This is a genomic window from Mycolicibacterium setense (genome assembly GCF_000805385.1).
GTDB lineage: Bacteria > Actinomycetota > Actinomycetes > Mycobacteriales > Mycobacteriaceae > Mycobacterium > Mycobacterium setense.
This window is the reverse complement of the sequence record NZ_JTJW01000008.1, coordinates 299,538-313,864: the sequence shown is the minus strand read 5'-3', so window position 1 is coordinate 313,864 and position 14,327 is coordinate 299,538. Positions and strand designations below refer to the sequence as shown.

Below are 14,327 nucleotides of genomic sequence, written 5' to 3'. Positions count from 1 at the left end.
GATTTTGCGTTATTCATATGTGGATCGCGAAACTACAGTGCCAGGTATGAGCAAACTGGAAGGAAAATCAGCCGTTGTTGCTGCCGGGGCCAAGAATCTCGGTGGTCTGATCAGCGCGACGTTGGCTTCGCGGGGTGTCAACGTCGCGGTTCACTACAACAGCGCCTCCTCTGAGGCCGATGCCGACAAGACCGTGGCCGCCGTCCAGGCCGCGGGCGTCAAGGCCGTCAAAGTGCACGGCGATCTCACCGTGCCCGCCAACGTCGAAAAGCTCTTCGACACGGCCATCGACGCCTTCGGCAGCGTCGACATCGCGATCAACACCGTCGGCAAGGTGTTACGAAAGCCGTTCGTGGACACCACTGAAGCCGAATACGATTCGATGTTCGACATCAACGCCAAGGCCGCCTACTTCTTCCTTCAGCAGGCGGGCAAGCGGCTGAACGACAACGGCTCGGTGGTCACCATCGTGACCGCTCTGCTGGCGGCCTACACCGACGGCTACTCGACCTATGCAGGGTCCAAGAGTCCCGTCGAGCACTTCACCCGGGCCGCATCCAAGGAGTTCGGCGTCCGCGGCATCAACGTCAACAACGTGGCCCCCGGCCCGATGGACACGCCGTTCTTCTATCCGCAGGAGACCCCGGAGCGCGTCGAGTTCCACAAGTCGCAGGCGATGGGGAACCGGCTGACCGAGATCACCGACATCGCCCCGCTGGTGGTGTTCCTGGCCGGCGAGGGGCACTGGATCAACGGGCAGACCATCTTCGCCAACGGCGGCTACACCACGCGTTAGATCCTGCCGAGCAGACACTAAAACCCCCAATTGCAGCTGAAATTGGGGGTTTTAGTGTCTGCTCGCGCAGAGAAAGGAGCGTTACAGCGGGATGTTCTTGTGGCGGCCGCGCCGGTGCGGGGCCTCGGCCAGCGCCTGCGTCAGCTTGCTGCGGGTGTGGGCCGGGTCGATCTTCTCGTCGACCACGCCGATCTCGATCGCGGAATCGACACCGCCGGCAATCCTCTCGTGCTCCAGCGCGAGTTCCTCATGCAGCGCGTCGCGTTCTGCAGCATCTTCCACAGCCGCCAGCTTGCGCTTGTGCAGGATGCCCACGGCGGCCTTCGCGCCCATCACCGCGACCTCGGCGTCCGGCCAGGCGAACACCTTGGTGGCGTTGAGCGAGCGCGAGTTCATCGCGATGTAGGCGCCGCCGTAGATCTTGCGGGTCACCAGGGTCACGCGGGGGACCGAGGACTCACCGAAGGCGTGCAGCAGCTTGGCGCCGCGGCGCACCACACCGCCCCACTCCTGGTCCACACCGGGCAGGTAACCCGGGACGTCGACGACGACCACCAGCGGAATGCCGAACGCGTCGCACAACCGCACGAAACGTGCTGACTTCTCAGCGCTTTCGGAGTTCAGGCAGCCACCGAGCCGCAGCGGGTTGTTCGCGATCACGCCCACCGAACGGCCGGCCAGCCGACCGAGACCGACGACGATCGAGGGGGCCCACTTGGCCTGGAACTCCTCGAACGGCACGCCTTCGTCGAGCAGCGCCTCGATGATCGGGTGCACGTCGTAGGCGCGGCGGGCGGACTCGGGCATCAGCGCCGCCAGGTCGGTGTCACCGGCCTCGGCCTTGCTGCGATCGAAATGGCCCTGCTGGCTGAACAATCCGACCAGGCGACGGCCACGCTCGTAGGCGTCGATCTCATCGTCGGCGACGATGTGGCACACACCGGACTTCTTGTGGTGAGCGTCGGGGCCGCCGAGCGACACCATGTCGACATCCTCACCGGTGACGCTGCGCACCACGTCCGGACCGGTGACGAACACCTTGCTGTCCGGAGCCATGATGATGACGTCGGTCAGGGCGGGTCCGTAAGCCGCACCACCGGCGGCGAATCCGACGACCACCGAAATCTGCGGGATGTAGCCCGATGCCCGGATCATCGCCTCGAAGACCAGACCGACCGCGTGCAGCGCCTTGACGCCCTCGGCCAGGCGCGCGCCGCCCGAGTGCCAGATGCCCACGATCGGGCTCTGCTCCTCGATCGCGGTGTCGTACGCATTGACGATGTGGGCACAGCCCTCGATACCCATGGCCCCGCCCATGACGGTGCCGTCGGTGCAGAACGCAACCGTCCGAACGCCGTTGACGGTACCGGCAGCGGCCAGCACGCCCGAGCGGTCCCGCTCATGGAGCAGTTCGACGCTGCCGTCGTCGAAGAACGTCTGCAGACGCAGCAGCGGATCGCGCGGGTCGAGTGATTCGGCGGCTGCCTCGGGGGCCATGATCGTCATATGGTTCTCCTTTAATGGAAAGCGCTGGGTCGCCGTAATTCGGAAGCTCAGTACTTTCCGAAGGCGAGCGCGACGTTGTGCCCACCGAATCCGAACGAATTGTTGATTGCGTACTTGTAATCGCCCTGCCGCGGCTCACCGGCCACCACATCCAGATCGATCTCCGGATCAAGGTTGTGCAGGTTGCGCGTTGCAGGGATGACGCCGTCGCGCAACGCCAGCACGGTCAGGATGGACTCCACCGCGCCGACCGCGCCGACGGAATGGCCCAGCGCAGCCTTGGGTGCGTAGACCGCGGGCTTGTGGCCCATCATCGCGTTGTTGATCGCCTTGCTCTCGGCCACGTCGCCGACATTGGTGCCGGTGGCATGCGCGTTGACGTGATCGATGTCGTGGGGCTGCAGACCCGCCAACTGGATGGCCCGGGTCATGGCATGACCGGCCTGCTCACCGTTGGGATCGGGCGCCACGATGTGATAGCCGTCCGAGGTCACACTCGCGCCCATGATGCGGCCCAGGATATCGGCGCCGCGGGCCTTGGCGTGCTCCTCGGTCTCGATCACCATCAGGGCCCCGGCCTCGCCGAAGACGAAACCGTTGCGATCCTTGTCGAAGGGCTTGCACGCGCCTTCAGGATCGTCGTTGGAGTTCGACAGCACGATGCGCATCTGCGCGAAGCCGGCGATCGGCACGGCCTCGATCTTGGTTTCCACACCACCGCAGATCGCCATGTCGGCCTCACCGAGGACGATCTGCCGCCACGCGTTGGCGATCGCTTCCGAACCCGACGCGCAGGCCGAGATCGAGGTACACACCCCGGCCTTGGCCTTGCGCTCGAGTCCGATCGCGGCTGCCGCGCCGTTGGGCATGTACATCTGCACCACCAGCGGCGACACCGCACGCAGCCCCTTGGTCCGCATGCCGTCGTAGGCGAACACAAGTTCTTCGGTAGAACCCAGACCGGTGCCGATGGACACCATGAGACGGCGGGCATCGACCTCGGGGGAGCCGGCGTTGGCCCACACCCGACGGCCGATGACCGTCGACATCTTCTGCAAATATGACAACCGGCGTAGTTCGACGCGGGTCAGCTCGGAATCGAACTCCTCGAGGAGATGGCCGCCGATGCGTACCGGCAGGTCGTACTCGTCGACGAACGAATCAGTGAGCTTGCGGATGCCGCTCTGACCGTCGAGCAGCTTCTTCCAGGTGCTTTCAGCATCGGTTGCCAGCGCCGTTGACATGGCTACGCCGGTGACAACCACATTGGGAAGACCATTCCCAGTGGACAATCCCGCCATATTTACGGAGTTCTTCCTTCCGTGCTTTCCCTCGGTTGTTTACCTACCAGGGCTACCTTTCCGGGGGCCGCTGACCAGGTTGTTGTGGGCCCGGCCTCAGTACCGCCCGAAGGCCAGAGCCACATTGTGGCCACCGAATCCGAACGAGTTGTTGATGGCGTACTTGTAGTCGCCATAACGAGGCTCGCCTGCAACCACATCGAGATCGATCTCGGGATCCGGTGTCTCGTAGTTCAGCGTCGGGGGGATCACCCCGTCCCGCAACGCGAGCACCGTCAGCACCGACTCCAGCGCACCGACCGCGCCGATCGAGTGACCCAGCGCCGACTTGGGCGCGTAGACCGCGGCGTTCTGGCATCCGGCAACACGGATGGCATTGGCCTCGGCGGTATCACCGATCGGGGTGGCCGTGCCGTGAGCGTTGATGTGGTCGATGTCCTTGGCGTCCAGGCCCGCGGTTTCCATCGCCCGCTTCATCGCGGCACCGGCACGCTGACCGTTGTCCGCCGGAGCGACCATATGGAAGGCGTCCGAGGTGATGCCTGCACCCAGCACCCGGGCCAGCGGCTTGGCGCCACGGGCCAGGGCGTGCTCCTCGGTCTCGATGATCATCATCGCGCCGGCCTCGCCGAACACGAATCCGTCACGGTCCTTGTCGAACGGCCGGGACGCCCCTGCGGGATCGTCGTTGCGCGTCGACATGGCGCGCATCATCGAGAACGCCGCGATCGGCAGTGCCTCGATACCGCCTTCCACGCCGCCGACGACGGCGAAGTCCGCATCACCCATCACGATCTGTCGCCAACCGTGGGCGATGGCCTCAGATCCCGACGAACACGCCGACACCGGCGTGATGACCCCGGCGCGGGCGCCGAGTTCAAGACCGGCGACCGCGGCCGCACCGTTGGGCATGATCATCTGAACGGCGAGCGGGCTGACCTTGCGGATGCCGCCCTCGTTCATCGCGTCGTAGGTCTCGACGATCTTCTCGCCACCGCCGAGGCCCGTGCCGATCACGACGGAGAACCGATCGGGATCGACCTCGGGCGCACCGGCGGTCTGCCACAGCCGTCGGGCCAGCACCAGTGACATGCGCTGCACGTAGGAATTGCGGCGCAGCTCGATGCGGGTCAGATGACTGTCGATGTCGTCGACAAGGTGACCACCGATACGCACCGGAAGGTCCCACTTGGTGACGAAGTCGTCGGTCAACTCACGGATGCCGCTTTCTCCGGCCAGGAGGCCCTTCCACGTGCTCTCGATGTCAGCAGCGAGCGCCGTGGTGGCCTCCACGGCGGTCACCACGACGTTCGGGAAGCCTCCGTTAGCAGTGGAAGGTTTGGTCATTCCGAGCCAAACTTCTCGCGCAGGGCGGCGGCGGCCTCGGGGTTCTCTTCCTCGAGCTTCTGGATGTAGGAGACGACATCACCGACGGTGCGCAGGCCGGCCAGATCCTCGTCGGGGATCTTCACGCCGTACTTGTCCTCGGTCTGCACGGCGATCTCCACCATCGACAGCGAGTCGATGTCCAGGTCGTCCACGAACGACTTCTCCGGGGTCACCTCAGACGGCTCGATGCCGGTGACCTCTTCGATGATCTCGGCGAGACCGGCGATGATTTCTTCTTGACTGGCGGCCACAATGGCTCCTTCTTGTTGTTGACAGCGCCCTCCGGGTACGGAGGACATTCCGGGACGTTCGCTTTTTCGATATTCAGTTGTCGCTGGACTCAGAGGTCGTCCAAGCCGTCCAGGTCTGCTGGGGCTTTCACCGGCCGGACCGGGGTGCCCTTCAGTTCACGTTTGGCGATGCCGGCCAGGGTTCCCGCCGGCGGGAACTCGACGATCCCGGCGCGCTCGGCGTTCTGGAACCGGTCTCGCATGGTGGCGGTGCACAGGTCCCACCGCACTGGCTTGGTCAGCTGGGACACCAGCTTCTCCATCGCATCGGCGGCTGACGTGACCGGCTGCCCGTCCGCATTCGACAGAAGTGTCGCCGTCGGCTCAGACGTTGTTACAGACTCGGCCGCGGCGGCGTAACCGTCCAGCGCGGAAGCCATGTAATGGGTGTGGAACGCGCCCGCAGTCGCCAGCTTACGGACCCGGGCCTTGGCCGGCGGATCCTCGGCGAGCTTCTCCAGTGCCGCGACCGCGCCTGCGGCCACGATCTGGCCCGCCGCGTTGCGGTTGGCCGGGATCAGGTCGAGTGACTCGAGGCGGGCTAACACCTCGGCCTCGTCGCCGCCCAGGACCGCCGCCATGCCGGTCGGCTCGACCGCGCAGGCCTTGGCCATCTCGGCGCCGCGGGTGGCGGCCAGCTTGACGGCGTCATCGGCGGAGATGACCCCGGCGATCGCATAAGCGGCGATCTCGCCGACGGAATGACCCGCCACGATGGACTCGGCGGTATCGGGCAGCCCGCGCTTGGCCAATTCCTCATAGGCCAGCAGCGTGGCGGCCACCACCAGCGGCTGAGTCACCGCGGTGTCGGTGATCTCCTCGGCGGTGGCGGTGGTTCCCAGACGCGCCAGATCCAGACCGCTGATCTGCGACCACGTGGCGAGGCGATCGGCGGCACCGGGCAGCTCCAGCCAAGGGGAGAGCATTCCGGGCGTCTGCGATCCCTGTCCGGGAGCAAGCAATGCGAGCACGGGTTGGGGCACGTCATTAAGAGAACACTGTGAAGATGGTTTTGTGGGGTGTAAGAGATTATGAACCTTGTCTTATGTTTTTGTAGGTTCTCCACAAAAGTGCATGTGATGCGACGTTCCCTTCACCGCAGCGAAATATGTCACAGCCGCTCGACCGCCCGGTGAGGCCAGTTCAGACCGGTTGCCTGGCGGAATGAGCCGGGCGAATCGCCGGTATCACAGCGGTTCCGCCATTTGGCGTGCTCGGCTGGTATGCCTGTTTGCTCAGCCTGCCGACTGTCGAGGCGACGCGCAACACGTAGGCGTCCCTGGGTACGGCCGGGTCGCGGCCGGTGAAGTCGCCGATCCGTTTGAGCCGGTAGCGCACCGTGTTTGGATGAACGAACAATTTGCGGGCGCAAGCTTCGATGGCGCCACCCGAGTCGAGGAATGCGTCGAGAGTCTCGGTGAGGGCGGGGCCTGCGTCGCCCAACGGGCGCATCACCTCGGTCTCCAAAGCCGCGATCGCCGTCGCATCGCCCAGCAGGGCCCGCTCGGGCAACAGGTCACGCGCGGACACCGGCCGGGGTGCGCCGGTCCACCCCGCCACCGCATTCATCCCGGAGATCGCCTCGGTGGCGCTGCGGTGCGCAGCCGTCAGCGTCGGGGAGGTCGGCCCGATCACCACAGGGCCGTCGGCGAAGACCGACAGCAGGTCGGCCAGGAAGCGGTCGGTTGGTGACAGGGGGCCCGACACGATCGCGACCAGCCAGGTTCCGTGCACATCCGACAGCGCTGCCCGGTCGTTGCGTTTCACGACATCGTGAATGTCATCGCGGGCCAGGTCCAACCGGTCCTTGCGGGGCAGGCCGACGATCACCGTGGCCGGCGCGGTCGCGTCCCAGTTCAGTGCAGCCGCCTGCGACTGCAGCTCAGGTCCGGTGTCGCCGCGCACCACCGCGTCGACGACGTTGGCCTCCATCCTCAGATCCCAGGCCCCGCGGGCCTCAGCCTGATCGGCGTACGCGCTGGCCGCCGCGAACGCCAGGTCGCGGCTGTACCGCAGGATGCCCGCGGTCAGCGCGTTGAGCTGCTCCTCGGACCGGGCCAGCAGCGGCACCACTTCCTCGAAGAACTCCATCGAGGTGCGCACCATCTCGACCGACTGGCGCAGGGCGATACGGCGACGCAGATCCTGGGGCACCACCTCGAAGGCCTGAGCTGTGTAGCTGACGTCGCTGGCCGGGTCGCGCATCCACTCGACGAAGTTGACCACGGCGGTCTGCACCACCAGCTGCACGCTGGCCCGCTGCGACGCGTCGAGATCGGAGAAGAAGTCCAGACGCTCGGCCATCGCGTGCACGGCTTCGGTGGCCAGCCGGCCCGAGTACTGCTTCAGCCTGCGCAACACCGAGTCGGGCACGCTCGCGAGGACCTCGACGGTCGACTTGGGCGGAACGAACCGGTTGTTGTCAGCCACCCCTAAAAGCTACGCCAATATTCTGGTGGATTCCTCCAACCGCCCTTCTCGGGCGGGCGGTCGTTCTCTTATGGAACGACCGCCGCCCGAGAACTCGTCTAGGCGCTGCCGGTGTCGACGTAGGACACCGCGGCGGCGAACACGTCGTCGATCTTGTACTGCTTGGCCGCCGCCACGGCCACCGATGGATCGATCTCGCCGTCGCGGGCCAGCCCCTCCAGTGCTGCGACCACGACCGACTCGGCGTCGGTGTTGAAGTAGCGCCGCGCGGCGGGCCGGGTGTCGGAGAACCCGAAGCCGTCTGTGCCCAGCGTGATGTAGGTACCGGGAACCCACGGCCGGATCTGCTCGGGCACGGCTCGCATCCAGTCCGACACCGCCACCATCGGGCCGGCCGCGTCGGCCAGCGCGCTGGTCACATGAGGCGTGCGGGCCGGCTGATCGGGATGCCGCAGCCGGTGCCGCTCGATCTCGACGCCCTCGCGGTTGAGCTCGCCCCAACTGGTCACCGACCACACGTCGGCCGCCACGTCCCAGTGCTCGGCCAGCATGTCGGCCGCGCGCAGCGCCTCGGGCATCGACACTCCCGACGCCAGGATCTGCGCGGTATTCGTGCGCTTCTCGGTGGCCCGCCGGTAGCGGTACATACCGCGCAGCAGGGCTTCGGTGTCCAGATCGGACGGCTCGGCGGGCTGAACGTAGGGCTCGTTGTAGATGGTGATGTAGAAGAACACGTTCTCGGCATGCTCGCCGTACATCCGCTGCAGACCGCTCTCGATGATGTGGGCGATCTCGTAGGCGAATGCCGGGTCGTAGGTCACCGCCGCCGGGTTGGTCGACGCCAGCAGCAGCGAATGGCCGTCGGCGTGCTGTAGACCTTCGCCCGTGAGTGTGGTGCGTCCGGCGGTGGCCCCGAGCACGAAGCCCTTGGCCATCTGATCGGCCGCCGCCCACAGCCCGTCGCCGGTGCGCTGGAACCCGAACATCGAATAGAAGATGTAGATCGGGATCATCGGCTCGTTGTGGGTCGAGTAGGAGGTGCCCACCGCGGTGAACGACGACGTCGACCCGGCCTCGTTGATGCCCTCGTGCAGGATCTGGCCGACCTCGGACTCCTTGTACGCCAGCATCAATGCCGAGTCGACCGAGGTGTACAGCTGCCCGTTGCGGTTGTAGATCTTCAGGCTCGGGAACCACGAGTCCATACCGAAGGTACGGGCCTCGTCAGGGATGATGGGCACCAGGCGCGGGCCGATGTTCTTGTCCCGCAACAGTTCCTTGAAGGTACGCACCGTCGCCATGGTGGTGGCCACGGCCTGGTTGCCCGAGCCCTTCTTCAACGCGGTGTACGCATCGGATGCGGGCAGAGCCAGGGGCGTGGACTTGTTGCGACGCGCCGGGACGAATCCGCCCAGAGCGCGGCGACGGTCCAGCAGGTACCGGATCTCGGGCGCCTCGGGCCCGGGGTGGTAGTACGGCGGCAGGTAGGGATCCTGCTCCAGCTGCTCATCGCTGATCGGCACCCGGGTGACGTCGCGGAAATCCTTGAGGTCTTGCAGCGCAAGCTTTTTCATCTGGTGCGTGGCGTTGCGGCCCTCGAAGTGGCTGCCCAGTGTGTAGCCCTTGATGGTCTTGGCCAGGATGATCGTCGGCTGGCCCTTGTGCTCCATCGCGGCGCGGTAGGCGGCATAGACCTTGCGGTAATCGTGACCACCGCGCTTGAGGTTCCAGATCTCCTGGTCGGTCATCGGCTCGACCAGAGCCTTGGTGCGCGGGTCCCGGCCGAAGAAGTGATCGCGCACGTAGGCGCCGTCGTTGGCCTTGTACGTCTGGTAATCACCGTCGGGCGTGGTGTTCATCAGGTTGACCAGCGCGCCGTCGCGATCGGCGTGCAGCAGGGCATCCCACTCGCGGCCCCAGACCACCTTGATGACGTTCCAGCCGGCGCCGCGGAAGAACGATTCCAGCTCCTGGATGATCTTGCCGTTGCCGCGCACCGGCCCGTCCAGGCGCTGCAGGTTGCAGTTGACGACGAAGGTCAGGTTGTCGAGCGCCTCGTTGGCGGCCACCTGGATCAGGCCGCGACTCTCCGGCTCGTCCATCTCGCCGTCACCGAGGAACGCCCACACGTGCTGATCGGAGGTGTCCTTGATGCCACGGTCGTGCAGGTAGTGGTTGAACCGGGCCTGGTAGATCGCGTTCATCGGACCCAGGCCCATCGACACCGTGGGGAATTCCCAGAAGTCGGGCATCAGCCGCGGGTGCGGGTAGGACGGCAGACCGCCACCCTTGTGGCTGTGCTCCTGCCGAAAACCATCCAGTTGGTCGGTCGTCAGCCGGCCCTCGAGGAACGCGCGCGCATAGATGCCGGGGGAGGCGTGGCCCTGGATGAAAACCTGGTCACCGCCGCCCGGGTGGGATTTGCCGCGGAAGAAGTGGTTGAACCCGACCTCATACAGCGACGCCGACGATGCGTACGTCGAAATATGGCCGCCCACACCGACTCCCGGACGCTGCGCGCGGTGCACCATGATGGCCGCGTTCCACCGGATCCAGGCGCGGAAACGTCGCTCGACATCCTCGTCGCCGGGGAACCAGGGCTCCAGTTCGGTGGGAATCGTGTTGACGTAATCGGTCGACGTCAGTGCCGGGATGGCGACCCGCTTCTCGCGTGAGCGCTCCAGCAGTCGCAACATCAGGTAGCGGGCCCGTGCCGGACCGGATCGCTCCAGCAACTCGTCGAACGACTCCAGCCATTCCGCGGTCTCGTCGGTGTCGATATCGGGAAGGTAGGAGGCAACTCCCTCGCGAATCACCCGAACCCGGTCGGGTTCGGCTGCGGTAGAGGAGTTTTGGGCCAGATCCTGGCGCACGAACTCGGTGGTCAACTTCCGCTCCTTGTTAGGCGGTTACTACTGACAGTGCTTGTGGCACCTTCTATCGTCCACCTATCTTGCCGCCTGTGTGCCGCTGGGGGTGGCGCTGCGCAAGTTACCCATCGGTTGCTTTCCGAACCGGTAACGTCTGCAGATCGTGCCGGTTGATGGGCAGTTTGGGGCAAAGGCGCGGATCGCCGCGCGTGCATGCGGTAGCGCTGCGGTGATCGCGATGGTCGTGGTGGGTTGTACCTCCGTTACCGGCGGTAACGCACAGGTTGATTCCGCGGTGGCTCCCGAGTATCGGGCGTCGGTGAAGGCATCGATCGAGGAATCCTCGGCGAGCTCGGTGACCCGCGAATCCGAACGCCAGGCTTCCTTGACCACGCGCGCGGTGCACACCGTGTGCGAGGACCTCAGCACCTCGGCTGTCGACGCCGTCAACGCGGTCAATGCCTACGTCGAAGCGGTGAACAACGGCGGTGACACCGCGGCCAAGGCCGGTCCTGCGATCGACGGGTTGAACCGCAGCGCCGATCTGGTCAGTTCGGGTCTGTCCGACGCGTTGTCACCGGATCTGCGCGACGCGCTGACCGAGTGGATCGACTCGGCGAGGGCCCTCGTCACCGCGATTTCCGACCACGTCGGCCCGGATCAGTTCAACGCGGCGTCCAACCGATCGAACACCGCCCGAGAGAACGCGTTGACGCGATGCGACAAGGCTTACTGACCGGCGGGGGACAAAAGTGGCCCGCCGGGCACCCGCAGTGGTGCGCCGCCGTGCGACGATAGGTCGCAACACGCATCACGCGCAGATGAATGAGCAACCGACAAGTCTTGAGAGAGGCTCGAAGAAAGGTAAGGAGGACCGACGGTGGTCGCGGCGGCGGGTACGGACTCAGGCCCGAACTACGCCCAAATACTGGGCATCCAGAAGGATCAGGTAGTCCAGGAACTGGGGTGGGACGAGGATAGCGACGACGACATCCGGGCCGACATCGAGGAAGCGTGCGGCTCCGAGCTGCTCGATGAGGATTCGGACGAAGTCGTCGACGTCGTATTGCTCTGGTGGAGGGACGACGACGGGGACCTCGTCGACCGGCTCATGGACGCCATCACTCCACTCGCCGAGGACGGCGTGATCTGGGTGGTGACTCCCAAGACCGGCAAGGCCGGGCATGTGCAGCCCGCCGAGATCGCCGAATCGGCACCGACGGCCGGTCTGATGCAGACCTCGTCGGCGAAATTGGGGGACTGGACGGCGAGCCGGCTGGTGCAGCCGAAATCGAAGGCTGCAGGCAAGCGGCAATAATGCTGGCTGTGGGAGCCCCGGCGCCCGATTTCACGCTCCGGGACCAGAACGGCAGGCCGGTCACACTGAGCACCTACCGCGGTGTGAAAGACGTGCTGTTGGTCTTCTTTCCGCTCGCGTTCACCGGCGTGTGTGAGGGTGAACTGGGGGAGATCCGCGACAAACTGCCGCAGTACGAGAACGACGACACGGCAACCCTGGCCATCTCTGTCGGCCCGCCCCCGACACACAAGATCTGGTCCATCGAAAGCGGATTCACGTTCCCGGTGCTGTCAGATTTCTGGCCGCACGGCGCGGTCACCCAGGCCTACGGCGTGTTCAACGCCGACGCCGGCTACCCCAACCGTGGCACGTTCGTGGTCGACCGGGCCGGCGCCATCCGCTTCGCCGAGATGATGGACCCGGGTCAGCCACGGGATCAGGCGGTTTGGCGGGAGGCATTGGCGGCATTGCAGGCTTGAATTTCCGGTCACGCCGTCTCGGCGTGTACCGTGCCTGCGACGGGGCGCGTAGCTCAGTGGTAGAGCTCTGGTTTTACACACCAGCGGTCGGCGGTTCGATACCGTCCGCGCCCACCATCAAAATCCCTGGTCTAAGACCACACCGGCTTCGCGCGTTTCAGCTCGAGTTCCTGGCCCCGCATGACGGTCTCGCCCCAGCACGACGGGCTCTCCTCGGAGAACTTCATGTTCACGAATCCCGTGAGATCGCGCCGGATCACGTATTTGAACGGGACGGGGCCGGTTTTCTCCGACATTCCGCCGGCCCGGCACTTCATACCGGGGTTGACGCGCTCACCGACCCAGGCGCCCTTGTGCCGATCGGCGCCGGAATCCCACGACAGGTCCAGTTGCCAGGAGCCCTCAGGGGCCGGCGACTGCACCCGCAAGCACTGGGGGCCGCAATTCGACAGCATCCAGTCGTAGGGCTTCGGTGCTGGGTGGCCCGAGGTTTCGGTGACGGTATAGACGCCCGGGCGGGGCGGCGGCGGAGCCGGTAGCTGCGGGGCCGCAGCAGGCGGGCCGGATGCCTGAAGACCGCCGAGGGCGAATCCGATCGCCAGCGAAACGGCAACCAGGACAATGGCGTCTTTCAAAGCGGGACCTCCGCGTCGGATCATATCCACGGAGTCGGGGGTGTCGGCCGCGCCACCCGAATTCAGTTCCCGGCGAAGAACTCCAGTGCGATACCGTCCGGATCGCGAAAACTGAGCCCTGAACCGTACGGGGCGTCGACGATGCCGCCGTGAGCGATGCCCAGGCCGTCGAGCCGGTCCACCCAGGTCTGCAACTCCGCACGCGACGCGCAGCCGAAACCGACGTGGTCCAGCCCCACCCGGAACTCGCTGAAACGTTCGTCGGGTGCCGGATTCCGGTGCTGATGGATACCGAAGAGGGTGCCGTTGTCCAACAGCCATACCAGGTGATGGAAGCCGGCGTCGGTATCCTCGTCCAGCACCGGATCGGCGCCGAACAACGTGCGGTACCACGGCCCGCTGACCGCCAGATCCCGGACCGTGACCGCCACATGAGCCAGTGCTGGGAATGTCATCTTCGCCTCCTGATCAGACCACTCGTTTGCCGAAGTGGTCACGCATCCGCATGTCCCACAGGTAGAGCTGGTAACCCAGCAACCACACCTCGTGCGGGACCACCCGATCGGCGAACCGCAGACCGCTCAACAGCCACTCGAACCGCCGCTGCTGATCGGCCGTCCAGCTCATCTGCATACGTCTGCGGAACTCCGCGGGCAGAAAACCCGTGGTGGCGAACAGATTGAACGGCCCGGCCACCAGGCGCAGCGGGGCGGGCAGAAACACCAACGCGGCCACCCCGTGCAGGTGCTCACGCACCGGAGGGTCGATCCGCAGCTCCTGCAGTGACTGCTTCCAGTACGCGTCGAAGGCGGCGCGGTCCGCGGGCCACATCTCGTCGCGAACCTGCAGTGTGGTGCCCAGCCTGCGCGCGTCGGCATAGACCGCGTCGGCGGATTCGTCGTCGAGCGGGCCGTAGAGGAACTCGTGCATGTCGACGTAATAGCGGTACAGGCAGGCCGCCACCCACAGCTGCAGCCGGGGGTCGAACGCGTTGTAGGACACCGGGCTTGATTCGCGTGAGCGGACCAGCGCATGCACCTTGTCGATCTGGGTGCGCAGAAGCGCGCGGTCGGCATCGGTGCCCATGGTGGCCGCGGCCAGATAGGTGCCGGTGGTGCGGGCCCGCTTGAACGGATGCTTGTAGACATTGCCGCTGTCCACGGGACTCTCCAGGACGCCATAACCGACCCCGGGGACGGACAGCTGCATGATCACGTTGGCCGCGGGCAGCAGTACCGCCGCCGGGTTGAGCAGATCGGTGACCCGACGCGGGCGCCGTGGTGCACGCAGCCTCATGACTGCGAGTAGATCACCTCATGAGACGCTGCCGA

General features: G+C 65.7%; 14 protein-coding genes and 1 tRNA gene. 5 read left to right on the top strand and 10 right to left on the bottom strand.

All coding sequences use genetic code 11. The features are described 5' to 3' along the window. Positions 1-46: 46 nt before the first annotated feature. Complete coding sequence (locus QQ25_RS19865; RefSeq protein WP_039380589.1) at positions 47-796, top strand: SDR family oxidoreductase; 750 nt, start codon at positions 47-49, stop codon at positions 794-796. 81 nt (positions 797-877) lie between these two features. Here the strand turns inward: QQ25_RS19865 and QQ25_RS19860 are convergent, their stop codons facing one another. The 7 genes from QQ25_RS19860 to aceE form a co-directional block, all read right to left on the bottom strand. After that, complete coding sequence (locus QQ25_RS19860; RefSeq protein WP_039380587.1) at positions 878-2,302, bottom strand: acyl-CoA carboxylase subunit beta; 1,425 nt, start codon at positions 2,300-2,302, stop codon at positions 878-880. 47 nt (positions 2,303-2,349) lie between these two features. Next, positions 2,350-3,603, bottom strand: a complete 1,254-nt coding sequence (kasB, locus tag QQ25_RS19855) for a 3-oxoacyl-ACP synthase KasB (protein ID WP_039380585.1) — start codon at positions 3,601-3,603, stop codon at positions 2,350-2,352. Positions 3,604-3,699: 96 nt separating this feature from the next. Further along, positions 3,700-4,950, bottom strand: coding sequence for a 3-oxoacyl-ACP synthase KasA (gene kasA / locus QQ25_RS19850; protein WP_039321816.1), 1,251 nt, complete (start codon positions 4,948-4,950; stop codon positions 3,700-3,702). Further along, on the bottom strand, positions 4,947-5,243 hold the full coding sequence (gene acpM, locus QQ25_RS19845) for a meromycolate extension acyl carrier protein AcpM (protein WP_003884427.1): 297 nt from the start codon (positions 5,241-5,243) through the stop codon (positions 4,947-4,949). Before acpM ends, kasA begins: the two co-directional genes overlap by 4 nt. Before the next feature lie 89 nt (positions 5,244-5,332). After that, a complete protein-coding gene (locus QQ25_RS19840) occupies positions 5,333-6,253 on the bottom strand; it encodes an ACP S-malonyltransferase (protein ID WP_101906066.1) in 921 nt (306 codons plus the stop codon). 172 nt (positions 6,254-6,425) lie between these two features. Then, on the bottom strand, positions 6,426-7,712 hold the full coding sequence (locus QQ25_RS19835; RefSeq protein WP_039380581.1) for a PucR family transcriptional regulator: 1,287 nt from the start codon (positions 7,710-7,712) through the stop codon (positions 6,426-6,428). 98 nt (positions 7,713-7,810) lie between these two features. Further along, the gene (aceE, locus tag QQ25_RS19830) at positions 7,811-10,600 is read right to left on the bottom strand and encodes a pyruvate dehydrogenase (acetyl-transferring), homodimeric type (protein WP_039380579.1); all 2,790 of its coding nucleotides are present in this window, start codon (positions 10,598-10,600) and stop codon (positions 7,811-7,813) included. A 145-nt stretch (positions 10,601-10,745) separates the two neighbouring features. On the opposite strand from aceE, the gene QQ25_RS19825 reads away from it, so the two are divergent. From QQ25_RS19825 to QQ25_RS19810, 4 genes are all read left to right on the top strand, one after another. After that, positions 10,746-11,318, top strand: a complete 573-nt coding sequence (locus QQ25_RS19825; protein WP_234711942.1) for an Rv2240c family protein — start codon at positions 10,746-10,748, stop codon at positions 11,316-11,318. Positions 11,319-11,462: 144 nt separating this feature from the next. Continuing rightward, positions 11,463-11,900: a DUF3052 domain-containing protein gene (locus QQ25_RS19820; protein WP_039321800.1), complete on the top strand. Its 438-nt coding sequence runs from the start codon at positions 11,463-11,465 to the stop codon at positions 11,898-11,900. Further along, positions 11,900-12,361: a peroxiredoxin gene (locus tag QQ25_RS19815; RefSeq protein ID WP_039380577.1), complete on the top strand. Its 462-nt coding sequence runs from the start codon at positions 11,900-11,902 to the stop codon at positions 12,359-12,361. Before QQ25_RS19820 ends, QQ25_RS19815 begins: the two co-directional genes overlap by 1 nt. A 42-nt stretch (positions 12,362-12,403) precedes the next feature. Next, positions 12,404-12,478 (top strand) — tRNA-Val (locus QQ25_RS19810). A 14-nt stretch (positions 12,479-12,492) separates the two neighbouring features. Here the strand turns inward: QQ25_RS19810 and QQ25_RS19805 are convergent. The 3 genes from QQ25_RS19805 to QQ25_RS19795 form a co-directional block, all read right to left on the bottom strand. Further along, positions 12,493-12,996, bottom strand: a complete 504-nt coding sequence (locus tag QQ25_RS19805) for a hypothetical protein (RefSeq protein WP_039380572.1) — start codon at positions 12,994-12,996, stop codon at positions 12,493-12,495. Positions 12,997-13,058: 62 nt separating this feature from the next. Further along, positions 13,059-13,451, bottom strand: coding sequence for a VOC family protein (locus QQ25_RS19800; protein WP_039380567.1), 393 nt, complete (start codon positions 13,449-13,451; stop codon positions 13,059-13,061). Positions 13,452-13,464: 13 nt separating this feature from the next. Continuing rightward, positions 13,465-14,292, bottom strand: coding sequence for an oxygenase MpaB family protein (locus QQ25_RS19795; RefSeq protein WP_039380566.1), 828 nt, complete (start codon positions 14,290-14,292; stop codon positions 13,465-13,467). Positions 14,293-14,327: the final 35 nt, after the last annotated feature.

What these genes read in the sequence shown, in the direction of transcription:
- QQ25_RS19865 (WP_039380589.1), top strand. Translation starts at nt 47, where the DNA reads ATGAGCAAACTGGAAGGAAAATCAGCCGTTGTTGCTGCCGGGGCCAAG.
- QQ25_RS19860 (WP_039380587.1), bottom strand. Translation starts at nt 2,302, where the DNA reads ATGACGATCATGGCCCCCGAGGCAGCCGCCGAATCACTCGACCCGCGC.
- kasB (WP_039380585.1), bottom strand. Translation starts at nt 3,603, where the DNA reads ATGGCGGGATTGTCCACTGGGAATGGTCTTCCCAATGTGGTTGTCACC.
- kasA (WP_039321816.1), bottom strand. Translation starts at nt 4,950, where the DNA reads ATGACCAAACCTTCCACTGCTAACGGAGGCTTCCCGAACGTCGTGGTG.
- QQ25_RS19815 (WP_039380577.1), top strand. Translation starts at nt 11,900, where the DNA reads ATGCTGGCTGTGGGAGCCCCGGCGCCCGATTTCACGCTCCGGGACCAG.
- QQ25_RS19800 (WP_039380567.1), bottom strand. Translation starts at nt 13,451, where the DNA reads ATGACATTCCCAGCACTGGCTCATGTGGCGGTCACGGTCCGGGATCTG.
- QQ25_RS19795 (WP_039380566.1), bottom strand. Translation starts at nt 14,292, where the DNA reads ATGAGGCTGCGTGCACCACGGCGCCCGCGTCGGGTCACCGATCTGCTC.